Genomic DNA, 21,431 nt, shown 5'->3' with positions numbered 1-21,431 from the left:
CAGGCGAGCAAGCGGACACCGGAGTGGAGAGGTACGGCATGACGAACCCGGCCGAGCGCCTGGTCGATCTTCTCGACCTGGAGCGGATCGAGGTCAACATCTTCCGCGGCCGCAGCCCCGAGGAGTCCCTGCAACGGGTCTTCGGCGGGCAGGTGGCGGGCCAGGCACTGGTGGCGGCGGGCCGGACCACCGACGGGGACCGGCCGGTGCACTCGCTGCACGCCTATTTCCTGCGGCCGGGCCGTCCCGGAGTGCCGATCGTGTACCAGGTGGAGCGGGTGCGGGACGGCCGGTCGTTCACCACCCGGCGGGTGACGGCGGTCCAGGAGGGCCGGACGATCTTCAACCTGACGGCGTCGTTCCACCGCCCCGAGGAGGCGGGCTTCGAGCACCAGCTGCCGCCGGCCCGGATCGTCCCGGACCCGGAGGAGCTGCCGACGGTGGCCGAGGAGGTGCGCGAGCACCTGGGCGTGCTGCCGGAGGCGCTGGAGCGGATGGCCCGGCGGCAGCCCTTCGACATCCGTTACGTCGACCGGCTGCGCTGGACGAAGGACGAGATCAAGGACGCGGATCCGCGGAGCGCGGTGTGGATGCGGGCGGTGGGCCCGCTGGGCGACGACCCGCTGGTGCACACCTGCGCGCTGACGTACGCGAGCGACATGACGCTGCTGGACGCGGTCCGCATCCCGGTGGAGCCGCTGTGGGGTCCGCGCGGCTTCGACATGGCCTCGCTGGACCACGCGATGTGGTTCCACCGGCCGTTCCGGGCGGACGAGTGGTTCCTGTACGACCAGGAGTCGCCGATCGCCACGGGCGGCCGGGGGCTGGCGCGGGGCCGGATCTACGACCGTTCGGGTCAGCTGCTGGTGTCGGTGGTGCAGGAGGGGCTGTTCCGGCGGCTGACGAGCGACTAGAGCCCCCCTTCTGACTACAGCCCCCCCTTCTTACGTGCCGGGCAGCGGGTCCTGGTCGACCTCGTGGCGGCGGGTGCGGATGTCCGGCGGCGCCGGGTGCAGCTTGGCGTCGCAGGACGGTCCGAGGCCGGCCCGGCGCGAGTCGGTCCCGGTGAGGGGCCGGCCGCAGAGGCGGCAGCGGACGAGACGGCGGCCCCGGTGCTGCTCGCCCTCGGCGGCGGGGCCCCGGGCGACGGCTCCGGCGGCACCGGGCAGCGGTTCGGGAAGGGCGTCGGGAATCTCCACACGCCGATCCTGCCAGTACGGCACCGCGGCCTGTGCCCGGTTTGCCGAACGGGGGCGGGGCCGTGTTACTGGAGTGAGCCCCCGGGGCCACCGGCCGGGTGGCGCGCCGTGCGACGGGGCCGGGAGCCGCGGAGGTACCGGGATGGACATGATCCACATCCGCGCGGTGAGCCCGCCGGACCTGACCGACGAGGTCGTCGGCCTGCTCTCGGGCGACCCCTGCGTGCTCAATCTCATCGTCCAGCGCGACGCCGCGCGCCGTCCCGACGGCGACTCCATCGCCTGCGACGTGCTGACGGGGGCGGCGAACGACGTGCTGCACCGCTTGCGCGCCGTCCGGCTGGACCAGCGTGGGTCCCTCGTCATCGAGCCGGTCGACATGGCCTTCTCCGGCGCCGCCACCGAAGGGGGACAGCGCGAGCTGGGGCCGCTGAGCCGGGCTCCGGTCTGGGAGCAGGTCGAGGCGCGCATCAGATCCGGCGGGCGGTACCCGCCGAGCTTCTTTCTCTATCTGGTCGTCGCCGGGCTGATCGGTTCGGTCGGCATCGTCACCAACTCGCAGATCCTGATCGTGGCGGCGATGGTCGTCGGGCCGGAGTACGGCGCCATCGTCAGCGTGGCGCTGGGGATCGACCGGGGCCATCGGGCCATGGTGCGCAGCGGGCTGACCGCCATGGGGACCGGCTTCCTCCTCACCATCGTCGCCACGTTCCTCTTCGCCCTCCTCATCCGCGGTTTCGGGATGCAGTCGGAGGCCTTCGACCGGGGGTTGCGCCCCGTCTCCAACCTCATCAACACGCCGAACTTCTTCTCGGTCGCCGTCGCGACCCTGGCCGGGATCGTCGGGATCGTGTCGCTCACCGAGGCCAGGACCAGCGCCCTGCTCGGCGTGTTCATCTCCGTCACGACGATCCCGGCCGCGGCGGACATCGCCGTCTCCACGGCGTTCACCAGCTGGTCCGACGTGCGGGGCTCGACCATCCAGCTCGTGGTCAACATCCTGGTCCTGATCGTGGTGGGCGCGGCCACGCTCAAGGCCCAGCGGGCGATCTGGCAACGGGTCGGACTCCGGCGTGACCGTGACCGCCGGCTCGCCGAAGAGGCCTGACGGACTACCGAAGAGATCTGACGAGCTCCGCGAGGATCACCTCATGGACCGGGAGGCCGCGGCGCCGCCGGGCCCCGGGGAGTGGGACGTCAGACCGCAACGCTGTTTCCGGGGCGGACCCGTCTTCCCCGCGATGTTCGTGGGCGCGGTGGGGGGCATCGCGCTGTCCCACCTGCCGGGTCTGGATCTCACCGCGGGGTTCGCGAGACCGGGTGACCTCACGCGCGCCCGGTGTCGGGCGGCGCATCCGGGTAGGGGGTGGACGGCATCGTGGGAAATGATGTCGCCGGGGTGGAGCACCCGTGCACCCTGGAAGACAGAGCCTCCGCCGCGGGCCGTACGGTTTCTTGCGACCCCTGCCCTGTGAAAGGACCCCCGCGCATGACCGAGATCGTCCACGTGTCCGCCCCCGAGCTGGTCACGTACGCCGACGACCTGGCCGGCCTCCTGGCCGAGACTGTCGACGAGGGGTCCTCGGTGGGCTTCCTCGCCCCGTTGGACCGGGAGACGGCCGCCGCCTGGTGGCGTGAGCGGGCCGCCGACGTGGAGGCGGGGCGGATCGGCATCTGGATCGCCCGCGAGGGCGGGCGGGTCTCGGGGACGATCGCCCTGGTCCGTGCGCCGCTGCCGAACGCCCGGCACCGCGCGGAGGTCGCCAAGCTGATGGTCCGGCCCGCCGCGCGCGGCCAGGGGCTCGGCGGGGCGCTGCTGGCCGCGGTCGAGGCGTACGCGGCGACCGAGGGCATCACGCTGCTGATCCTGGACACCGAGAGCGGCAGTCTGGCCGAGCAGGTCTACTGCAAGGCGGGCTGGACGAAGGTCGGGAGCGTACCGGGATACGCGGCGGATCCGGCGGGCAGCCTCAAGCCGACCACTTTCTATTACAAGGAGCTCGCCGCTACGTGAGCGGCGGGCGGCACCATGGGCACCACCACGCAACGATCAGGGAGAGTTTCATGACGCTGCACGACATTCCGCTGCGCACCCTCGCGGGCGAGCCGACCACGCTGGGCGCGTACAGCGGCCGGGCCGTCCTCTTGGTGAACGTGGCCTCCAAGTGCGGGCTCACCCCGCAGTACGAGGGCCTGGAGCGGTTGCAGCAGAACTACGGGGACCGGGGCCTGACCGTGCTCGGTGTCCCGTGCAACCAGTTCGCCGGGCAGGAGCCGGGCAGCGCGGAGGAGATCCAGAGCTTCTGCTCGACGACGTACGGGGTCACCTTCCCGCTGCTGGAGAAGATCGACGTCAACGGCGCGGACCGGCATCCGCTGTACGTGGAGCTGACGAAGCTGGCCGACGCGGACGGGAAGGCCGGGGACGTCCAGTGGAACTTCGAGAAGTTCCTCATCTCGCCGGCCGGTGAGCCCGTCGCCCGGCTCCGGCCGCGCTCCGAGCCCGAGGCCACGGAGGTCGTGGCGGCGATCGAGGCGCAGCTGCCCGGCTGAGTATGCCGGGAGGGGGCGGTCCGGTTCGCGTGTCCCGGACCGCCCCCTTCCTCTCGCCGTCAGCGGATCGGCATGCCCGACAGGGTGCGGGCGATCACCAGGCGCTGGATCTCGCTGGTGCCCTCGAAGATGGTGTAGATGGCCGCGTCGCGGTGCATGCGCTCGACCGGGTACTCGCGGGTGTAGCCGTTGCCGGCGAGGATCTGGATCGCCTGCGCGGTGACGTCCCGGGCGGTCTCGCTCGCGTACAGCTTCGACATGGAGCCCTCGGCCGAGGTGAACGGCTTTCCGGTGGTGGCCATCCAGGAGGCGCGCCAGACCAGCAGCCGGGCGGCGTCGATCCGGGTGCGCATGTCGGCGAGCTGGAAGGCGATGCCCTGGTTGTCGATGATCGGGCGGCCGAACTGGCTGCGGGTCTTCGCGTAGTCGAGGGCGACCTCGTAGGCGGCGCGGGCGGTGCCCACGGCCATCGCGCCGACGGCCGGGCGGGACGCCTCGAAGGTGGCCATCGCCGCGTTCTTGACGCGCTCGCCGCCGGACTTGGCGCGCTCCCGGGCGCGGGCGAGGCGCTCGTCGAGCTTCTCCTTGCCGCCGAGCAGGCAGTGTCCGGGGACGCGGACGTCCTCCAGGACCACCTCTGCGGTGTGCGAGGCGCGGATGCCGTGCTTCTTGAACTTCTGGCCCTGGGAGAGGCCGGGGGTGTTCGGCGGCACGATGAAGGAGGCGTGGCCCTTGGAGCCGATGTCGGGGTCGACGACGGCGACGACCACATGCACGTTGGCTATGCCGCCGTTGGTCGCCCAGGTCTTGGTGCCGTCGAGGACCCACTCGTCCTTGGCCTCGTCGTAGACGGCCCGCGTGCGCATCGCGGCGACGTCCGATCCGGCGTCGGGCTCGGACGAGCAGAAGGCGGCGACCTTCACGTCGTCGGCGTCGCCGTACATCTGCGGGATCCAGGTGCCGATCTGCTCCTCGGTGCCGTTGGCGAGGACGCCGACGGCCGCCAGGCCCGTACCGACGATCGACAGGGCGATGCCCGCGTCGCCCCAGAAGAGCTCTTCCATGGCCATGGGGATGCCGAGACCCGTAGGGTCGAAGAACTGCTGGGCGTAGAAGTCCAGGGAGTAGATGCCGACCTTGGCCGCTTCCTGGATGACGGGCCAGGGCGTTTCCTCACGCTCGTCCCACTCCGAGGCGGCGGGGCGGATGACATCCGCCGCGAAGCCGTGGAGCCACTCCTTGACCTGCTTCTGGTCGTCGTTGAGCTCAAGCGTGAACTCGGCCATGTTTCCCCTCCAGGCACTGCGGCGAAAACCATGTGTTACTTGCGGTAACCACAGTCTGTTACCGACAAGTAGGTACTGTCAACCGCCACGGAGCCGATCAGGCGCCCGCCTTGCGGAGTGTTACGTTGCGCGGGCGTGCAGAGGCGATGCGACGGCATCGCGTGGCCAGGGGTGGGAGAAGAGACGACATGGAGACCGCACGAAGCGCCGAGCGACAGCGGACCGCGGCCGAGCGCCGTCGCCGCGAGTTGCTGGAAGCGGCGGACCGGGTGGTGCTCAGGGACGGACCGCAGGCCTCGATGAACGCCATCGCCGCCGAGGCCGGGATCACCAAACCCATCCTCTACCGCCACTTCGGGGACAAGGGCGGCCTCTACCGCGCCCTCGCCAAGCGCCACACCGACGCGCTGCTCAGCGCCCTGCGGGCCGCCCTGGACGCGCCCGCCGACCGGCGTGAGCGGGTGGAGTCGACGCTCGACACCTATCTCGCCGCGATCGAGGCCCGCCCCCAGGTCTACCGCTTCCTGATGCATCCTGCTGACGGTGCTGCCGCCGACACAGCCCCCTCCCCCGAGCAGGGCTTCGACGTCGGCCGGCACTCCGCCCCGCTGCTGCGCCGTCTCGGCGAGGAGCTGGGCCAGGTGATCGCCGAGCGCGTCGACCTGGGACCGGACAGCGAGCAGATGGCCCGCATCTGGGGGCACGGGATCGTCGGCATGATGCACGCGGCGGGCGACTGGTGGCTCGGCGACCGGCCCTGCTCCCGCGAACGGCTGGTGAGCAGCCTCGCCGATCTGCTGTGGGGCAGGCTCGCGGAGGCGGGCGACCTCCAGGGCGGCCCGGGGTTCTGACCCGCTCCGGATGCCGGGCTCCGACCCGCTCCGGATGCCGGGCTCCGACCCGCTCCGGATGCCGGGCTCCGACCCGCTCCGGACGCCGGGCTCCGACCCGCTCCGGATGCCGGGCCCGGGAGCCCGTCGTGCTCAGTCCCCGCGCGCCCAGGGTGCGCGCCGCGCCGCGCGCAGCGCCCGGGTGCGCCGCAGCCCGGTCAGCCGGTCGGTGTAGACCGTGCCCTCCAGGTGGTCGCACTCGTGCTGGAGGCAGCGGGCGAACCATCCCGTCCCGGCGATCCGGACCGGCTCGCCGGTCATCGTGAGGCCCTCGACGACCGCGTGGTCGAAGCGATCCGTGCCCGCTTCCAGACCGGGAAGTGACAGACAGCCCTCCGGTCCGCGTACGGTGAGTCCGTCCGCCTCGACCAGTTCGGGATTGACCACGTGTCCCAGATGGCGGACATCGTCGTCGTCCGGGCAGTCGTAGACGAACACCTTGAGCGGGACGCCGACCTGGTTGGCGGCGAGCCCGACACCCTGCGCGGCGTACATCGTCGCGAACATGTCCTCGACCAGCCGCGCCAGCGACGGGCCGAAGTCCGTGACGTCCTCGCAGGCGCGGTGGAGCAACGGGTCGCCGAGCAGACTCATCTCACGGACGAGTCCGGAACTGCCGGGGATCGGGCGGTTTCGCATGGCGGCAAGCGTACGTTCCACCGGGGCCGGGCAGTTCCCGTGGTGCCGCGGTGCGGTCGCCGCGCCGGACATCGATAGGCTGGGCGCGGACCGATGCAAGGAGGATCTAGGACGATGGCAGGCAACACGGAGCCGTTGTCGCCGCGGGCCAAACTGGCCGTGACGGCGGGCAAGGCCGCGGCGGCGGTGTCACGCGCCGCGGGGCGGGGCAGCGGATCGGTGATCGGCGGCCGGGTGGCGCTCAAACTCGACCCCGACCTGCTGGGGCGGCTGGCGCAGCACCTGGACGTGATCCTCGTGTCGGCGACGAACGGCAAGACGACCACCACGCGGCTGATCGCCGAGGCGCTGCGGGCCGCCGGGCCCGTCGTGTCGAACGCGCTCGGCGCGAACATGCCCGCGGGCATCACCTCGGCGCTGGCCGGCGGCTCGGACGCGAAGTTCGGCGTGATCGAGGTCGACGAGAAGTATCTGGCGGGTGTCGCGCGCGACACCACACCCAAGGCGATCGCGCTGCTCAACCTCTCGCGGGACCAGCTGGACCGCGCGGCGGAGACCCGGATGATGGCCGAGCACTGGCGCGAGGGCCTCTCCGGCTCGAAGGCCGTGGTCATCGCGAACGCGGACGACCCGCTGGTCGTCTGGGCGGCCTCCTCCTCGCCCAATGTGGTGTGGGTGGCGGCCGGCCAGGCGTGGAAGGACGACGCCTGGTCCTGCCCGTCCTGCGGCGGTGTGATGCAGCGCCCGGGCGACGACTGGTTCTGCGGGCAGTGCGGCTTCCGCCGCCCCGCCCCGAGCTGGGCGCTGAACGGCGACTACGTCCTGGACCCGCACGGTTCGGCGTGGCCGATCCACCTCCAGCTGCCGGGCCGGGCGAACAAGGCGAACGCCACCAGTTCCGCCGCCGTCGCCGCCGTCTTCGGCGTGCCGCCGCAGGTCGCGCTGGAGCGGATGTACCAGGTACAGGCGGTGGCCGGCCGCTATGACGTCGTCACCTTCCAGAACCGTGAGCTGCGTCTGCTGCTGGCGAAGAACCCGGCCGGCTGGCTGGAGACCTTCTCGCTGATCGATCCGCCGCCGACGCCGGTGATCCTCTCGGTGAACGCGCGCGGCGCGGACGGCACGGACACCTCCTGGCTGTGGGACGTGGACTACACGCAGCTGGCGGGTCACCCGATCTTCGTGCTCGGCGACCGGAAGCTGGACCTCGCGGTCCGCCTCGAAGTGGCCGGTCTCGACTTCCGGGTCTGCGAGACGCTCGACGAGGCCGTGAGTTACGCACCGCCCGGCCGCATCGAGGTCATCGCCAACTACACCGCCTTCCAGGATCTGCGCCGTCGTGTCGGCAACTGACCCCGGCCCCGGCCACCTCCGGAGAGGACGAAGCATGAGCAACAACGGTCTGCGTCTGGTCTGGGTCTACCCCGACCTGCTCAGCACCTACGGCGACCAGGGCAACGCCCTGGTCGTGGAGCGGCGTGCCCGGCAGCGCGGTCTGGACGTGCAGCGCGTCGACGTGCGCAGCGACCAGCCGGTGCCGACGTCCGGCGACATCTATCTGATCGGCGGCGGTGAGGACCGTCCGCAGCGCCTGGCGGCCGAGCGGCTGCGCCGCGACGGCGGGCTGAGCCGGGCCGCGTCCAACGGCGCGATCATCTTCTCGGTCTGCGCGGGCTACCAGATCCTCGGGCACGAGTTCGTCAACGACCTCGGCGAGCGCGAGGCCGGTCTCGGTCTGCTCGACGTGGTCTCCACCCGCGGCGAGGGCGCGCGGTGCGTCGGCGACGTACTGGCGGACATCGACCCGCACCTCGGACTGCCGCCGCTGACCGGGTTCGAGAACCACCAGGGCGTCACCCATCTCGGCCCCACGGCACGGCCGTTGGCCCGGGTGCAGTTCGGCCGGGGCAACGGCACCGGGGACGGCACGGAGGGCGCGTACAACGACACGGTATTCGGGACGTACATGCACGGCCCCGTGATGGCCCGCAACCCGCAGATCGCCGATCTGCTGCTGAAGCTGGCCCTCGACGTGAACGCGCTGCCGCCCACCGACGACCGCTGGTACGACGCGTTGCGCGCCGAGCGGATCGCCTCGGCGACCCAGCCCGCCTGAGGTACTTTCCGCTCGCCTGAGCGGTGTCCGCCTGAGGTGTTTTCCGCTCGGTTGAGCGGCGTCCAGCAGGCGGACGGCCGGTTCGGTCCCGCCACCCTGCGCCGGTAGGGTGGCGGGGATCCAACCGGACGACGTGGTCCGGTCGTCGACTTAACGTTGCAAAGGTTTCCGGGCCATGCGCATTGGCGTACTCACCTCCGGCGGCGACTGCCCCGGCCTCAACGCCGTCATCCGTTCCGTCGTGCACCGCGCGGTGGTGGACCACGGCGACGAGGTCATCGGCTTCCACGACGGCTGGAAGGGCCTGCTGGAGTGCGACTACCGCAAGCTCGACCTTGACGCGGTGGGCGGCATCCTGGCCCGCGGCGGCACGATCCTCGGTTCCTCCCGGGTCCAGCCCGCGCATCTGCGCGACGGTGTGGAGCGCGCCCGCGGCCATGTCGCGGACCTCGGTCTGGACGCCATCATCCCGATCGGCGGCGAGGGCACCCTCAAGGCCGCGAACCTCCTCTCCGAGGCCGGTCTCCCGATCGTCGGCGTCCCCAAGACCATCGACAACGACATCGCCTCCACCGACGTCACCTTCGGCTTCGACACCGCCGTCGGCGTCGCCACCGAGGCCCTGGACCGGCTGAAGACCACCGCCGAGTCACACCAGCGGGTGCTGATCGTCGAGGTCATGGGCCGTCACACCGGCTGGATCGCCCTGCACTCGGGCATGGCCGCCGGCGCCCACGCCATCGTGGTGCCCGAGCGCCCCTTCGACATCGACGAGCTGACCGAGCTGGTCGGCAAGCGCTTCTCGGCGGGCAAGAAGTTCGCCATCGTGGTGGTCGCCGAGGGTGCCAAGCCCCGCGAGGGCTCCATGCAGTTCGAGCAGGGCGTCAAGGACATCTACGGTCACGAGCGGTTCGCCGGGGTGGCCACACAGCTCTCCGGGGAGCTGGAGCAGCGGCTCGGCAAGGAAGCCCGCCCGGTCATCCTCGGCCACGTCCAGCGCGGCGGCACGCCCACCGCGTACGACCGGGTCCTGGCGACCCGGTTCGGCTGGCACGCGGTGGAGGCGGCGCACCGGGGCGAGTTCGGGATGCTGACCGCGCTGCGCGGCACCGACATCGTGATGGTCCCGCTGGGCGAGGCCGTCGAGACGCTGAAGACGGTCCCCGCCGAGCGGTACGCCGAGGCGGAGTGCGTGCTCTAGAACACCTCGTCAGGACACGTCGTCCAGAACTGCCCCCGGCCGCAACCGCGGCCGGGGGCAGTTCTACTCTGGACCGGACAACCGGCACGAAACGGGGACGTGTCCCCATCGGGAGTGAACAGATGGATCACAGCGGGCACGGCATGAACATGGATCTGCCGCCGTTCACGCTGGGGCGGGGGCTGGAGCTCTCCGTCGACCCGTTCTTCCTGACCGGCTGCGTCCTGGCGCTCGCCCTGTACGGGTACGGCGTGGTGCGGCTGCGTCGGCGCGGGGACGGCTGGCCGGTGAACCGGATCGTGTTCTTCACCGTGGGCGTGCTGAGCATCGCGCTGGTGATGTGCACCAAGCTCAACGACTACGGCATGGTCATGTTCAGCGTGCACATGGTGCAGCACATGGTGATCAGCATGCTGTCGCCGATCCTGCTGCTGCTGGGCGCCCCGGTGACGCTGGCGCTGCGCGCGCTGCCGCCGGCCGGGCGGGGGCGGATCGGGCCGCGCGAGCTGCTGCTGAAGCTGCTGCACAGCCGGTACATGAAGATCATCTCGCATCCGGTGTTCACGATCCCGCTGTTCATCGCGAGCCTCTACGCGCTGTACTTCACGCCGATCTTCGACTTCCTGATGAGCTCGAAGCCGGGCCACATCGGGATGATGGTGCACTTCCTCGCGGTCGGCCTGGTCTTCTTCTGGCCGATCATGGGCGTGGACCCGGGCCCGCACCGGCCCGGGTATCTGATGCGGATGCTGGAGCTGTTCGCCGGGATGCCGTTCCACGCGTTCTTCGGGATCGCGCTGATGATGGCGTCGACGCCGATGGTGGAGACGTACAAGAACCCGCCGGCCTCGCTCGGCATCGACGCCCTGAGCGACCAGAACTGGGCGGGCGGGATCGCCTGGGCGTTCAGCGAGATCCCCTCCGTGCTGGTGCTGATCGCGCTGGTCTTCCAGTGGTACCGCTCCGAGCAGCGCACCGCGCGGCGCACCGACCGGGCGGCGGACCGCGACGGTGACAAGGAGCTGGCGGCGTACAACGCCTATCTCGCGTCTTTGCAGGCGCGCGGACAGTAGCGCGGAGGGCGCATACGGGGTGACCATGGGGACAACGGCCGCGCGGCCGACGAGGAGCGTGCGCGCATGTCCGGATCGACGAAGACCATGGGATACATGACCGGCGGGGCCCTGATCGCGGTGACCGCGTACACGGTGGCGCTGGGAAGCAGTGGCTGGCTCTGGTTCGGCTGGGTGGTGCTGGGACTGTGCACCCTCGGCATGCTGGCCACGCAGGACACCTGAGCCTGCGGGACGGTTCCCAGCAGCGGGTGAGGACGCCTGACGGGCCCGGAGGCGGGTACGAGCCGGGAGACCGGTTCGCTACGGTCGCACGGTGGTGCCGGGGTCTACGCTGTAGCGCCCCGGCACCACCGTGACCTGGTAGTACACAGCCCTGAACCCGGCAGTACAGCCCTGACGCCGACCCGGCAGAGCGAGGTGCACCCGCAAGGTGTTCTATTACGTCCTGAAATATGTCGTGCTGGGGCCCATATTGCGGCTGCTGTTCCGGCCCCGGATCGAGGGCCTGGAGAACATTCCTACGGACGGCGCGGCGATCGTCGCGGGCAACCACCTCTCCTTCTCCGACCATTTCCTGATGCCGGCCATCATCAAGCGCCGCATCACCTTCCTGGCGAAGGCCGAGTACTTCACGGGCCCGGGCATCAAGGGCCGGCTCACCGCGGCCTTCTTCCGCAGCGCGGGCCAGATCCCGGTGGACCGGTCCGGCAAGGACGCCGGGCAGGCGGCCATCCGCGAGGGGCTCGGTGTGCTGAGCAAGGGCGAGCTGCTGGGGATCTACCCGGAGGGCACCCGCTCGCACGACGGCCGGCTCTACAAGGGCAAGGTCGGGGTCGCGGTGATGGCGATCACCGCGCAGGCGCCGGTGGTTCCCTGCGCCATGGTCGGCACCTTCGAGATCCAGCCGCCCGGCCAGGTCGTGCCGAAGATCAAACGGGTCGCGATCCGCTTCGGCGAACCGCTGGACTTCTCCCGCTACGCGGGAATGGAGAACCAGAAGGCCGCGATCCGGGCCGTGACGGACGAGATCATGTACGCGATCCTCGAACTCTCCGGCCAGGAGTACGTGGACGAGTACGCGGCCAAGGTGAAGGCGGCCGAACAGGAGGCCGCGCCGCCGAGGAAGTTCCCCAAGCTGCGACGCTGAGCGCGAATACGCCACCGGCAGAGCGCCCTCGCCCCGGCGGATCGGCTCCCCTAGCGTCGGATCCATGAGCAAGGGACACGCATGGGTGCTGGGAGCGACGGGCCAGATCGGGCGGGCCGCGGTGCGGGCGCTGGCCGCGGACGGCTGGGAGGTCACCGCGGCCTCGCGCGGTGGCGGCCGGGACGGGGGATGGGACGCCGGGGTCCGGGCGGTGTCGCTCGACCGTGCCGAGGAGGGGGCGCTCGGCCGGGCGCTGGGCGACGGCTGTGACGTGCTGGTCGACATGGTGGCGTTCGACGGCGCGCACGCCCGGCAGCTGACGGGGCTGGCCGGCCGGATCGGATCGGCCGTCGTGATCTCCAGCGGGGCGGTGTACGAGGACGACCGGGGCCGCAGCTTCGACACGCAGGCTTCGAGCGACGGTTTCCCCCGCTTCCCGGTGCCGCTGCCGGAGACCTGGCGCACGGTGGCACCGGGTGACACCTCGTACGCGACGCGGAAGATCCTGCTGGAGCGGGAGCTGCTGGCGGCGGGCGAGGAGCTGCCGGTGACGCTGTTGCGCGCGGGCGCCGTCCACGGCCCGTACTGCCGCACACCGCGCGAGCTGTACGTGGTGAAGCGGCTGCTCGACGGACGCCGGCGCCGGGTGTTCGCGTACGGCGGGGAGAGCCGCTTCCATCCGGTCCATGTGTCCAACGCGGCGGAGCTGATCCGGCTGGCCGCCGGGCAGCCGGGATCACGCGTGCTGAACGCCGGGGACCCCGAGGCTCCCACGGTCGCGGAGATCGCGTCGGCGATCGACGACGTGCTCGGGCGGGAGACGGAGACGGTGCTGATCGACGGCGCTTCCCCGGAGGGGCATGTCGGGGTGACACCGTGGAGCGGCGCCCACCCCGTGGTCTACGACATGACGGCCGCCGAGGAACAGCTCGGGTACCGCCCGGTGACCGGGTACGTGGAGTCGCTGCCGGAGACGGTCGAGTGGCTCGCCGGGCAGCTGGCGGAGCGCGACTGGCGCGAGGCGTTCCCGAAGATGCTCGCCAACTACGGTGCATGGCTCTTCGACTACGCGGCGGAGGACGCCTGGCTGGAGGCGCACGACCGGGGACGGTGAGCGGTCCCCGGCCGGGCGCCTCCTGGGTGATCTACGGCTTCGGCGTGGCGTGCGGGGCGCACGTCACATCGCGCCGGTCGGTCTTCCCGGTGAGCAGGTAGGTGTCCACCCGCTCGTTGACGCAGGGGTTGACCAGTCCGGTGACGCCATGGGATCCGGCGTCCTTCTCGGTGATGAGCCGTGAGCCCTTGAACCGCTTGTGCAGCTCGACAGCGCCCTGGTACGGGGTGGCGGCGTCGCGGGTGGACTGCACGATGAGGACCGGCGGCAGGCCCTTGCGGGTCTTCACGTCCAGCGGGGTCTGCTGCTTGGCGGGCCAAGTGGCGCAGGGCAGGTTCATCCAGGCGTTGGCCCACGTCATGAACGGATACTTCTCGTGCAGCCGGGTGTTGTCCCGGTCCCAGGTGCGCCAGTCGGTGGGCCACTTGGCGTCGGCGCATTCGACGGCGTTGTAGACCGCGTTGCCGTTCTCGGCGGCGGCGTTGCCCGCGAGGTCGCTCATGTCGGGGGCGGCGGCGTCGACCAGGGCCTGTGTGTCACCGGCCCGGTAGGCGCTCCAGGTCTTGGCCGTGGGGGCCCAGGCGGAGTCGTAGTACGGCGCGCCCTGGAAGAATCCGATGAGCTCGGCGGGCCCGACAACGCCCCCGATGGGCTCCTTCTTGGCGGCGGCCCGCAGCTCCAGCCAGGCCTGCTCGACCTTCTGCGGGGTGTCGCCGATGCCGTAGACGGAGTCGTGCTTCGCGACCCAGGCCTTCCAGTCGTCCCAGCGCGTCTGGAAGGCGATGTCCTGGTTGAGGTTCGCCCGGTACCAGATGTTCTTCCGGGACGGGTCGACCACACTGTCGACGACCATGCGCCGGACGTGGGTCGGGAAGAGCGTGCCGTAGACGGCGCCCAGATAGGTGCCGTAGGAGACGCCGAGGAAGTTGAGCTTCTTCTCCCCGAGCGCGGCCCGGATGACGTCCAGGTCGCGTGCGGTGTTGGGCGTCGTCATGTGCGGCAGCATCGCGCCGCTGCGCTCGCCGCATCCTTCGGCGTACTCGCGGGCCAGCTTGCGCTGGGCGCGCTTGTCGGCCTCGCTGTCGGGGACCGGGTCGGCCTTGGGTGCCTTGACGAACTCCTGCGGGTCGGCGCAGGAGATGGGGGCCGAGTGGCCGACGCCGCGCGGGTCGAAGCCGACGAAGTCGTACGCCTTCGCGGTCTTCGTCCAGAGCGGGTTCTTGGCGGTGATCCGGGCGGGGAAGCGCAGTCCCGAACCGCCGGGCCCGCCCGGGTTGTAGAGCAGTGCGCCCTGGCGCTCGCCCTTCGTGCCGGTGCTGACGTGCCGGTCGACGGCGAGCTTGATCTTCTTGCCGTTCGGCCTGGCATAGTCGAGCGGCACGGTCACCCAGCCGCACTGGATGGGGGCGGTCAGGCCCCAGTCCTCCGGGCAGTCCTTCCAGTCGATCCCGGCATTCGCCGCCCGGTGCGCCGCGACGGCGACCCCGCGCGCCTCCGCGTCGCCCCGGCCGTGCCGGCTGCCGTCGGCACTGGCGGCGGGTGCGGCCATCGCCCCCGCTATGAGCGTGCCCGCGACGAGAGCCCCGGCCGAACCGAGCACCTTGGTACGTCTCACGTGGAACCTCCCCCTTCGTCCGATCCGCCGCCGAAGGCGGCGTGGTCATCGGTACATCGCGGGGATCCTTTCGCCTGTGGGCACCCGGGGCCAGGGCGTACACCTGTTTCTTTACCGAACCCATAACCGGTGAAGGAGGTTCGCTGAGCGGACTCGGGCCCCCGTGGTCCGTGTTCAGCCCGCGTCGTGGTCCGCCTTGAGCCCTTCCAGCAGCTCGCGCATCGCGCCGTCCAGGACCCCGCGCAGCAGGCGGGCGTCGGCGGCCACGGCGGTCACCAGGACGGCGGGGCCGGCGAGCGGGGTGAGGGCGGCGGTGGGCCCGAGGAGGCGTGCGGGGAGGGGGGCGTCCTCGAAGGCGGGGTCGGCGAGGAGGAGTTGGCCGACGGCCCGGTGCCCGCCGAGGACGGCCGGGCCGTCCCAGCCGCCGGGGGCGCCGGGCCCGTAGGCCAGCTGCTGGTCCAGGAGCGGGCGGCCCGCGCGGTGGACGGTGAGCCGGGTGGTGAGCGCGCCGGTGGGCTCCCCGTGCCGACCGAGGATCTGTTCCTCGCGCAGCAACAGGCGGCCGGTGGGGGCGAGTCGGACCCGGGTGGTCTGGTGCAGGTCGCTGCCGTGGGCGGAGACGAGTTGTTCGGGGAGCCAGTGCAGCACGGCCCCCTCCCCCACGGTCAGGTCCACCCCGTACGTGGACGGGCCGGTGTCCGGCCGTGGGCCCGGGAGGGCCACGGTGGCCGCCGCCGCGTCCACGGTGAGGTGTGCCCCGTCCGCGATGTCCGCCTCGATCGCCAGCCGGTCGCCGTTGAGCGGGGCGCTCATCGCGCCGACGACGGTGACCCGGGCGTACGCGGCCTGCGGCGAGCGGGTGCGGCGCAGGGCGAGCGGGCCGTCGCTGACCAGGAGGGGCAGGGCGGTCCCGTCCCGCCCGTCGGGCTCGGCCCGGAGCCGGGCCATCGCGCGGACGCTCACGCGGCCCAGGCGGCGAGCTGTGCCCGCACCCAGTCGGCGACCGGCCCGACGCCTTCGGCCGAGGTCAACGAGGTGAAGGCGACGGGTAGTTCGCCGCGCTGCTTCTTGGCGTCGAGGGCCATCTGCTCCAGGTCGGAGCCGACGTAGGGGGCGAGGTCGGTCTTGTTGACGACCAGCAGGTCGGCGGTGGTGACGCCGGGGCCGCCCTTGCGCGGGATGTCGTCGCCGCCCGCGACGTCGATGACGAAGATCTGCGCGTCGACCAGCCCCTTGGAGAACGTGGCGGTGAGGTTGTCGCCGCCGGACTCGACGAGGATCAGGTCGAGCGGGCCGACCGCGTCCTCCAGGTCCTCGACCGCTTCGAGGTTGGCGGAGATGTCGTCGCGGATCGCGGTGTGCGGGCAGGCGCCGGTCTCGACGGCCTGGATCCGCTCGGGCGGCAGGACCGCGTTGCGCAGCAGGAAGGCGGCGTCCTCCTGGGTGTAGATGTCGTTGGTGACGACGGCGATGGAGAGCCGGTCGCGCAGTTCCCGGCAGAGGGCGGCGACGGTGGCCGTCTTGCCGGAACCGACGGGGCCGCCGAGGCCGATGCGCAGGGCGCGCCGGGTGCCGTCGGGACGGGTGGCGTCGGCGCTGACGGCGGCGGGGCCGTCGTGGGAGTGGCCGAGGTGCATGGGGGCTCCTGTGGGTGCGGGTTACGAGGCGAAGAGGCGGACCGGCCAGGCGGCGTGCGCCTCGGCGGTCATGTCGAGGAGCGGCGCCGAGGCGGCGGGCAGGGCGTCGATGCCCTGCCGGGCGGCCTCGGCGGCCTGTTCGGCGACCCGGTCCAGCTCGGGGGCGAGCCGGGCGAGTACGGCGGTGGCGTGGAAGGGGTCGAGGGAGAGGAGCCGGACGACGGCGGTGGCGGGGCCGCTGACGGTCTCGTACGCGACACAGTGGGCGGCGTCCACGGGGTCCAGACCCGCCGACCGCGCGGTGAGCCCGAGGACGACCGGCTGGTGGGCGCCGCGCGGCCGGGCCGCCGCGAGCGCGTCCAGCTCGGGGCTCGGCCAGGTGGCGCGGGCGGCCCGCATCATCTGCCGGCCCAGCTTCCGCGCGGTGGCCCGCAGGGCGGGCGAGGGCGTACGGGCGTCGGCGGCCTCGTCCAGGGCGAGCGGGTCGAGGCCGTGGGCCGCCGCCGCGGCGAGGGCGGCGGCGGTGAGGCCCGCGGTGTGCAGCCGGCCCCGGCAGAAGTCGGCGAGGGAGTCGGCGTCGAGGACGCGGCCCTCGGCGACGGCCGGTTCGGCGCCGCCGGAGTGGGCGTGTCCTCCGGCCGGGAACCGGCCGTCGGCGAGGACGAGGAGTGCTGCGCGTGACATGGCCGGATCCGCTCAGAAGAGGAAGTAGCGCTGGGCCATGGGCAGTTCCGCCGCCGGCGCGGGCTCGACCGGGTCGCCGTCGATGGTGACGGCGAAGCTGTCGGGGTCGACGTGGACCTGGGGCAGGGCGTCGTTCTCCCGCATGTCCGCCTTGGTGACCCCCCGGGTGCTGGTGATGGGAACGAACCGCTTGTGCAGGGCGAGGCGTTCGGGCAGCCCGTCCTCGATCGCGGCGGCGGAGACGAAGTTGAACGAGCCTTGGGCGGCCGCTCGTCCCAGGGCGCCGAACATCGGCCGGGGCAGCACCGGTTGGGGCGTCGGGATGGAGGCGTTGGCGTCGCCCATCTGCGCGTACGCGATCTGTCCGCCCTTGATGACGGTCTGGGGCTTCACGCCGAAGAACGCCGGGTCCCAGAGGACGAGGTCGGCGAGCTTGCCGGTCTCCACGGAGCCGATCTCCCGGTCCAGTCCCTGCGCGACGGCCGGGTTGATGGTGTATTTGGCGACATAGCGACGGACCCGGCGGTTGTCGGCGCGCCCGTCCCCGGGCAGGGCTCCGCGACGCTTCTTCATGACGTGGGCGGTCTGCCAGGTCCGCAGGATGACCTCGCCGATCCGCCCCATGGCCTGGGAGTCCGAGGAGATGATCGAGATGGCCCCGAGGTCGTGCAGGATGTCCTCGGCCGCGATGGTGGAGGGCCGGATCCGGGACTCCGCGAAGGCCAGGTCCTCGGGGACGGCGGGGTTCAGGTGGTGGCAGACCATCAGCATGTCGAGGTGTTCCTCGATGGTGTTGACGGTGTGCGGCCGGGTGGGGTTGGTCGAGCTGGGCAGGACGTAGGGCTCGGAGACCACGCTGATGATGTCGGGCGCGTGCCCGCCGCCCGCCCCCTCGGTGTGGTAGGCGTGGATCGTCCGGGCCGCGATGGCGGCGAGGGTGTCGGCGACGAACCCGGCCTCGTTGAGGGTGTCCGTGTGGATGGCGAGCTGCGCGCCCGTCCGCTCGCAGACCGTGAGGCAGGCGTCGATGACGGCGGGCGTCGCGCCCCAGTCCTCGTGGATCTTGAATCCCAGTGCGCCGCCGCGCAGTTGGGAGTGCATGGCCTCCTGCGACATCGTGTTGCCCTTGCCGAGCAGCCCGATGTTGACCGGGAAGGTCTCCAGCGCCTCGAACATCCGGGCCAGGTGCCAGGGTCCCGGCGTGATGGTGGTGGCCTTGGTGCCCTCGGCGGGACCGGTGCCGCCTCCGACGAGGGTGGTGATGCCACTGGAGAGTGCCTGGTCGATGAGGGTGGGTGAGATGAAGTGGACGTGGGCGTCGACCGCTCCGGCCGTGAGCAGCTTCCCGTTGCCCGCGATGATCTCGGTCTCCGGGCCGATCACCAGGTCGGGGTGGACGCCGTCCATGGTGTCCGGGTTACCGGCCTTGCCGATGCCGGTGATCCGGCCGTCCCGGATGCCGATGTCGGCCTTGACGATGCCCCAGTGGTCGACGACGACGGCCCCGGTGATGACGGTGTCGGGCGCGCCCTCGGCGCGGGTGGTGCGGGCCTGGCCCATCGACTCCCGGATCACCTTGCCGCCGCCGAACACCGCCTCGTCGCCCGCGTGTCCGGGGCCGCCCGAGCGGTCCTCCTCGATCTCGACGAGCAGGTCGGTGTCGGCGAGCCGGATGCGGTCTCCGGTGGTGGGCCCGAACAGATCGGCGTACACGGCTCTCTTGAGGTCAGGCATCGAGGGCACCTCCGGTTTCGCCGCGCAGGCCGGGGACGACGCGGCGGCCGACGAGGGGGACGAGTTCGACGTCGGCGGGGATGCCGGGTTCAAAGCGGACGGCCGTGCCGGCGGCGATGTTCAGCCGCAGCCCGTGGGCGGCGGCGCGGTCGAAGCGCAGTCCGGGGTTGGCCTCGGCGAAGTGGTAGTGGGAGCCGACCTGGACGGGGCGGTCGGCGGCATTGAGGACGGTGAGGCGGGTGACCGTACGCCCCACGTTGAGGGGGATGTCCCCGTCCCCGTAAAGGATCTCTCCGGGAATCATCGGCGCGGCCCCGTCAGACGATCGGGTCATGGACGGTGACGAGCTTCGTGCCGTCCGGGAAGGTGGCCTCGACCTGGACGTCGTGGAGCATCTCGGGGGTGCCTTCCATGACCTCGTCCCGGGTGAGCACCTTACGTCCGGACGCCATGAGTTCGGCGACCGTGCGGCCGTCCCGGGCGCCTTCCAGCAGATGGGCGGTGATCAGGGCGACGGCCTCGGGGTGATTGAGCCGCAGCCCGCGTGCCCGGCGCTTCTCGGCCACGTCGGCGGCCACATGGATGAGCAGACGTTCCTGCTCGTGCGGGGTCAGTTGCACGCTTCCACCTCATCGTCTTCCGTCCGGCTCCGGCTCCGGACGCAGCGGGGCCTTATCCCCGTTCAACAGTTCGTTGAACGGGAACAGCGGTCCGGCGACCAGGCATTGCACGTTAGGGCGGAAGTTTTTCCATTGCGTTAACTGATCTTTTGCGGGTTCATGGACATCAGCCCGCGCAACCCGTTCCTCAGCACCTCGGGGCGGACGTCCCCGAAGAGCGCCTCCTGCACGATGAAGCCCTGCGCCGTCGCGATCATCGTGCGCGCCACATCGTCGCCGGGCACATCGCTCGCCAGGATCCCGGCGGAACGGTAGGCGTCGACGAGTTTCGTCCAGGCGACGCGCATGGTGGCGTAGCCGTCGTCGAGGAGCGCGGCGAGCCGTTCGTCGCGCAGCGTCTCGGACCAGAGCTGGACGACGAGCGCGGCGAAGGCCCGGCGCTCCAGCCCGTGCACCTCCCCCGCGAGCACCCCGCCGAGCACCCGGCCGAGCAGTGCGTCCGGGGTGGGCGGCGGCGCCATACGGGAGGCCTCCTCGAAGGCGCCGCGGATGACGGCGAAGGTCTCCTGCGTGATGGCCGCGATGATGTCCTCCTTGCCGGGGAAGTAGCGGTATACCGCTCCGGCGGACAGACCCACCTCCTTGAGGACGTCCTGCATGGACGTGCCGTGGAATCCGTTGCGGGCGAAGCAGCGCGCCGCACCGTCGAGGATCTGACGGCGACGGGCGTCGAGGTGTTCCTGGGATACGCGAGCCATGGCACCAACCTAAAACGAACGTTCCTTCTTGACAATCCCGCGCGGTGTGCCAACAGTGGGGACAAGACGTAAAACGAACGATCCTTCTCTATCAGCCCTCCGTCGTCGCACGAATCGAGGCCTCTCATGTCCACCGCACCCAACCGCCGCGCGGTGGCGGTGATCCTGTTGATCCCCCTGATGGTGACGCTCGCCCTCTGGGCCTTCGCCTGGCCCGCCGCCCGGATCGCGCCGCGCGACCTTCCGGTCGGGGTCGCGGGCCCGGCGTCGGCGGCCCAGCAGCTGGAACAGCGCTTCGAGCGGCGCGACGGCGCGTTCGACGTGCACCGCTTCGACGACGAGGCCGCCGCCCGCACCGCGATCGAGGACCGGGTCGTATACGGAGCCGTCGTCGTCACCCCGCAGGGGCCGCACCTGCTCACCGCCTCGGCGGCGAGCCCCGTCGTCTCCCAGCTGCTGCGCGAGGCCGTGACGGCGTCCGCCCCCGAGGGCACCCCGGTCCGGGTCACCGATGTGGTCGCCGCGCCGCCCGGGGACCCGCGCGGCAGCGCACTCGGCGCGAGCGTCCTGCCGCTGGCCCTCGCGGGCATGGCGGCCGGAGCCGTCGTCACCCTGATCGGACTGCGCGGGGCACGGGCCGCGGTGACCCTCATCGGGTCGGCCGCTCTGGTGGGCCTCGCCGCCACGGCCGTGGCGCACAGCTGGCTCGGCGTGGTCACGGGCGGCTGGTGGGCGGAGGCGGGAGTGATCGCGCTCACCGAGCTGGCCATCGGTTCGGCGGTGGCGGGCCTCGCCGCCCTGTTCGGGCCGCGCGGCATCGGGCTCGGGGCGCTGCCGATGGTCCTGCTGGGCAACCCCTTCTCCGGCGTCACCAGCGCACCGGAGCTGCTGCCCGAGCCCGTCGGCATGATCGGCCAGTGGCTTCCGCCGGGCGCGGGCGGTTCACTGCTCCGCTCGGTCGCCTTCTTCGACGGAAGCGCTGCGGGCGGCGCCGCGCTGACGCTCTCACTGTGGTCGCTGTTCGGCCTGGCGGCGGTGCTGTTCGCCCGCCGGGCGCCCACGACGGCCGAGCCGGCCGCACCCGTCCGGGAGCCGGCCCTGACCGGCTGAGCTCCGGATCCGCGTCGCCGAGCCGGGTGCCCCTCCTACCGGAGGGGCACCC

Annotated in this window: 24 protein-coding genes; 13 read left to right on the top strand and 11 right to left on the bottom strand. The window is 71.7% G+C overall.

Translation table 11 applies throughout. From position 1 onward, the window contains the following. Positions 1-38 precede the first annotated feature (38 nt). Entirely contained in the window at positions 39-914 is an 876-nt protein-coding gene (locus tag ACIQRW_RS30350; RefSeq protein WP_398601720.1) for an acyl-CoA thioesterase, read from the top strand. A gap of 30 nt (positions 915-944) precedes the next feature. On the opposite strand, the gene ACIQRW_RS30345 is transcribed toward ACIQRW_RS30350, so the two are convergent. Beyond that, the gene (locus ACIQRW_RS30345) at positions 945-1,199 is read right to left on the bottom strand and encodes a DUF6011 domain-containing protein (protein WP_398615820.1); all 255 of its coding nucleotides are present in this window, start codon (positions 1,197-1,199) and stop codon (positions 945-947) included. A gap of 142 nt (positions 1,200-1,341) precedes the next feature. On the opposite strand from ACIQRW_RS30345, the gene ACIQRW_RS30340 reads away from it, so the two are divergent. The 3 genes from ACIQRW_RS30340 to ACIQRW_RS30330 all read left to right on the top strand — a co-directional run bounded on the left by ACIQRW_RS30340 (position 1,342) and on the right by ACIQRW_RS30330 (position 3,752). After that, positions 1,342-2,307 (top strand): DUF389 domain-containing protein, encoded by a 966-nt coding sequence (locus tag ACIQRW_RS30340; RefSeq protein WP_403766174.1) that lies wholly within the window; start codon positions 1,342-1,344, stop codon positions 2,305-2,307. Positions 2,308-2,688: 381 nt separating this feature from the next. Next, positions 2,689-3,213 (top strand): GNAT family N-acetyltransferase, encoded by a 525-nt coding sequence (locus ACIQRW_RS30335; RefSeq protein ID WP_403766172.1) that lies wholly within the window; start codon positions 2,689-2,691, stop codon positions 3,211-3,213. A 50-nt stretch (positions 3,214-3,263) separates the two neighbouring features. Beyond that, positions 3,264-3,752 carry a glutathione peroxidase gene (locus ACIQRW_RS30330; RefSeq protein WP_403766169.1) on the top strand — a complete coding sequence of 163 codons (489 nt, stop codon included), beginning with the start codon at positions 3,264-3,266 and terminating at the stop codon, positions 3,750-3,752. A 59-nt stretch (positions 3,753-3,811) separates the two neighbouring features. On the opposite strand, the gene ACIQRW_RS30325 is transcribed toward ACIQRW_RS30330, so the two are convergent. Continuing rightward, a complete protein-coding gene (locus tag ACIQRW_RS30325) occupies positions 3,812-5,038 on the bottom strand; it encodes an acyl-CoA dehydrogenase family protein (protein WP_403766167.1) in 1,227 nt (408 codons plus the stop codon). Positions 5,039-5,226: 188 nt separating this feature from the next. Between ACIQRW_RS30325 and ACIQRW_RS30320 the strand changes: the two genes are divergently transcribed. Further along, entirely contained in the window at positions 5,227-5,889 is a 663-nt protein-coding gene (locus ACIQRW_RS30320) for a TetR/AcrR family transcriptional regulator (protein WP_018957920.1), read from the top strand. Positions 5,890-6,021: 132 nt separating this feature from the next. On the opposite strand, the gene def is transcribed toward ACIQRW_RS30320, so the two are convergent. Further along, positions 6,022-6,567: a peptide deformylase gene (gene def, locus ACIQRW_RS30315; RefSeq protein ID WP_018957919.1), complete on the bottom strand. Its 546-nt coding sequence runs from the start codon at positions 6,565-6,567 to the stop codon at positions 6,022-6,024. A 114-nt stretch (positions 6,568-6,681) separates the two neighbouring features. Here def and ACIQRW_RS30310 point away from each other — a divergent pair, with 114 nt between their 5' ends. The 7 genes from ACIQRW_RS30310 (at position 6,682) to ACIQRW_RS30280 (ending at position 13,221) form a co-directional block, all read left to right on the top strand. Further along, entirely contained in the window at positions 6,682-7,920 is a 1,239-nt protein-coding gene (locus ACIQRW_RS30310) for a MurT ligase domain-containing protein (protein ID WP_217222877.1), read from the top strand. 34 nt (positions 7,921-7,954) lie between these two features. Further along, positions 7,955-8,683: a type 1 glutamine amidotransferase gene (locus ACIQRW_RS30305; RefSeq protein WP_097870965.1), complete on the top strand. Its 729-nt coding sequence runs from the start codon at positions 7,955-7,957 to the stop codon at positions 8,681-8,683. A gap of 175 nt (positions 8,684-8,858) precedes the next feature. Further along, complete coding sequence (locus tag ACIQRW_RS30300) at positions 8,859-9,884, top strand: 6-phosphofructokinase (protein ID WP_003970624.1); 1,026 nt, start codon at positions 8,859-8,861, stop codon at positions 9,882-9,884. A 122-nt stretch (positions 9,885-10,006) separates the two neighbouring features. Further along, on the top strand, positions 10,007-10,957 hold the full coding sequence (locus tag ACIQRW_RS30295; protein WP_403766162.1) for a cytochrome c oxidase assembly protein: 951 nt from the start codon (positions 10,007-10,009) through the stop codon (positions 10,955-10,957). Positions 10,958-11,023: 66 nt separating this feature from the next. Continuing rightward, positions 11,024-11,182, top strand: a complete 159-nt coding sequence (locus ACIQRW_RS30290; protein ID WP_003970622.1) for a hypothetical protein — start codon at positions 11,024-11,026, stop codon at positions 11,180-11,182. Between the two features lie 208 nt (positions 11,183-11,390). Then, positions 11,391-12,107, top strand: a complete 717-nt coding sequence (locus tag ACIQRW_RS30285; protein WP_403766159.1) for a lysophospholipid acyltransferase family protein — start codon at positions 11,391-11,393, stop codon at positions 12,105-12,107. A gap of 64 nt (positions 12,108-12,171) precedes the next feature. Beyond that, positions 12,172-13,221 carry an NAD-dependent epimerase/dehydratase family protein gene (locus tag ACIQRW_RS30280; protein WP_403766156.1) on the top strand — a complete coding sequence of 350 codons (1,050 nt, stop codon included), beginning with the start codon at positions 12,172-12,174 and terminating at the stop codon, positions 13,219-13,221. Between the two features lie 31 nt (positions 13,222-13,252). Here ACIQRW_RS30280 and ACIQRW_RS30275 read toward each other — a convergent pair whose 3' ends face one another. The 8 genes from ACIQRW_RS30275 to ACIQRW_RS30240 form a co-directional block, all read right to left on the bottom strand. Continuing rightward, entirely contained in the window at positions 13,253-14,770 is a 1,518-nt protein-coding gene (locus ACIQRW_RS30275; RefSeq protein ID WP_403766320.1) for an alpha/beta hydrolase, read from the bottom strand. A gap of 240 nt (positions 14,771-15,010) precedes the next feature. Next, positions 15,011-15,799 carry an urease accessory protein UreD gene (locus ACIQRW_RS30270; RefSeq protein ID WP_403766153.1) on the bottom strand — a complete coding sequence of 263 codons (789 nt, stop codon included), beginning with the start codon at positions 15,797-15,799 and terminating at the stop codon, positions 15,011-15,013. Further along, the gene (gene ureG, locus ACIQRW_RS30265; protein ID WP_403766151.1) at positions 15,796-16,473 is read right to left on the bottom strand and encodes an urease accessory protein UreG; all 678 of its coding nucleotides are present in this window, start codon (positions 16,471-16,473) and stop codon (positions 15,796-15,798) included. The genes ACIQRW_RS30270 and ureG overlap by 4 nt, the downstream gene beginning before the upstream one ends. A 21-nt stretch (positions 16,474-16,494) precedes the next feature. Further along, positions 16,495-17,157, bottom strand: coding sequence for an urease accessory protein UreF (locus ACIQRW_RS30260; protein WP_403766148.1), 663 nt, complete (start codon positions 17,155-17,157; stop codon positions 16,495-16,497). A 12-nt stretch (positions 17,158-17,169) separates the two neighbouring features. After that, positions 17,170-18,891, bottom strand: coding sequence for an urease subunit alpha (locus ACIQRW_RS30255; RefSeq protein WP_403766145.1), 1,722 nt, complete (start codon positions 18,889-18,891; stop codon positions 17,170-17,172). Then, entirely contained in the window at positions 18,884-19,195 is a 312-nt protein-coding gene (locus tag ACIQRW_RS30250) for an urease subunit beta (protein ID WP_403766317.1), read from the bottom strand. Before ACIQRW_RS30250 ends, ACIQRW_RS30255 begins: the two co-directional genes overlap by 8 nt. Before the next feature lie 13 nt (positions 19,196-19,208). Then, on the bottom strand, positions 19,209-19,511 hold the full coding sequence (locus tag ACIQRW_RS30245; protein ID WP_403766142.1) for an urease subunit gamma: 303 nt from the start codon (positions 19,509-19,511) through the stop codon (positions 19,209-19,211). 137 nt (positions 19,512-19,648) lie between these two features. Beyond that, positions 19,649-20,269, bottom strand: coding sequence for a TetR/AcrR family transcriptional regulator (locus tag ACIQRW_RS30240; RefSeq protein ID WP_403766139.1), 621 nt, complete (start codon positions 20,267-20,269; stop codon positions 19,649-19,651). 126 nt (positions 20,270-20,395) lie between these two features. Between ACIQRW_RS30240 and ACIQRW_RS30235 the strand changes: the two genes are divergently transcribed. Beyond that, complete coding sequence (locus tag ACIQRW_RS30235; RefSeq protein WP_403766136.1) at positions 20,396-21,379, top strand: ABC transporter permease; 984 nt, start codon at positions 20,396-20,398, stop codon at positions 21,377-21,379. Positions 21,380-21,431 lie beyond the last annotated feature (52 nt).

This window comes from Streptomyces sp. NPDC091287 (assembly GCF_044768525.1).
In the GTDB taxonomy this organism is placed as follows: Bacteria; Actinomycetota; Actinomycetes; order Streptomycetales; family Streptomycetaceae; genus Streptomyces.
Note: the sequence above shows the minus strand (reverse complement) of the source record. Positions and strands in the feature narration are given on the sequence as shown.

Excerpts from the sequence above, each read along its gene's own strand:
- ACIQRW_RS30260 (WP_403766148.1), bottom strand. The coding sequence starts at position 17,157 with ATGTCACGCGCAGCACTCCTCGTCCTCGCCGACGGCCGGTTCCCGGCC.
- ACIQRW_RS30310 (WP_217222877.1), top strand. The coding sequence starts at position 6,682 with ATGGCAGGCAACACGGAGCCGTTGTCGCCGCGGGCCAAACTGGCCGTG.
- ACIQRW_RS30240 (WP_403766139.1), bottom strand. The coding sequence starts at position 20,269 with ATGGCTCGCGTATCCCAGGAACACCTCGACGCCCGTCGCCGTCAGATC.
- ACIQRW_RS30275 (WP_403766320.1), bottom strand. The coding sequence starts at position 14,770 with ATGGCCGCACCCGCCGCCAGTGCCGACGGCAGCCGGCACGGCCGGGGC.
- ACIQRW_RS30305 (WP_097870965.1), top strand. The coding sequence starts at position 7,955 with ATGAGCAACAACGGTCTGCGTCTGGTCTGGGTCTACCCCGACCTGCTC.
- ACIQRW_RS30250 (WP_403766317.1), bottom strand. The coding sequence starts at position 19,195 with ATGATTCCCGGAGAGATCCTTTACGGGGACGGGGACATCCCCCTCAAC.
- def (WP_018957919.1), bottom strand. The coding sequence starts at position 6,567 with ATGCGAAACCGCCCGATCCCCGGCAGTTCCGGACTCGTCCGTGAGATG.
- ACIQRW_RS30295 (WP_403766162.1), top strand. The coding sequence starts at position 10,007 with ATGGATCACAGCGGGCACGGCATGAACATGGATCTGCCGCCGTTCACG.
- ACIQRW_RS30335 (WP_403766172.1), top strand. The coding sequence starts at position 2,689 with ATGACCGAGATCGTCCACGTGTCCGCCCCCGAGCTGGTCACGTACGCC.
- ACIQRW_RS30255 (WP_403766145.1), bottom strand. The coding sequence starts at position 18,891 with ATGCCTGACCTCAAGAGAGCCGTGTACGCCGATCTGTTCGGGCCCACC.
- ACIQRW_RS30350 (WP_398601720.1), top strand. The coding sequence starts at position 39 with ATGACGAACCCGGCCGAGCGCCTGGTCGATCTTCTCGACCTGGAGCGG.
- ACIQRW_RS30325 (WP_403766167.1), bottom strand. The coding sequence starts at position 5,038 with ATGGCCGAGTTCACGCTTGAGCTCAACGACGACCAGAAGCAGGTCAAG.
- ureG (WP_403766151.1), bottom strand. The coding sequence starts at position 16,473 with ATGCACCTCGGCCACTCCCACGACGGCCCCGCCGCCGTCAGCGCCGAC.
- ACIQRW_RS30235 (WP_403766136.1), top strand. The coding sequence starts at position 20,396 with ATGTCCACCGCACCCAACCGCCGCGCGGTGGCGGTGATCCTGTTGATC.
- ACIQRW_RS30330 (WP_403766169.1), top strand. The coding sequence starts at position 3,264 with ATGACGCTGCACGACATTCCGCTGCGCACCCTCGCGGGCGAGCCGACC.
- ACIQRW_RS30320 (WP_018957920.1), top strand. The coding sequence starts at position 5,227 with ATGGAGACCGCACGAAGCGCCGAGCGACAGCGGACCGCGGCCGAGCGC.
- ACIQRW_RS30280 (WP_403766156.1), top strand. The coding sequence starts at position 12,172 with ATGAGCAAGGGACACGCATGGGTGCTGGGAGCGACGGGCCAGATCGGG.
- ACIQRW_RS30300 (WP_003970624.1), top strand. The coding sequence starts at position 8,859 with ATGCGCATTGGCGTACTCACCTCCGGCGGCGACTGCCCCGGCCTCAAC.
- ACIQRW_RS30290 (WP_003970622.1), top strand. The coding sequence starts at position 11,024 with ATGTCCGGATCGACGAAGACCATGGGATACATGACCGGCGGGGCCCTG.
- ACIQRW_RS30340 (WP_403766174.1), top strand. The coding sequence starts at position 1,342 with ATGGACATGATCCACATCCGCGCGGTGAGCCCGCCGGACCTGACCGAC.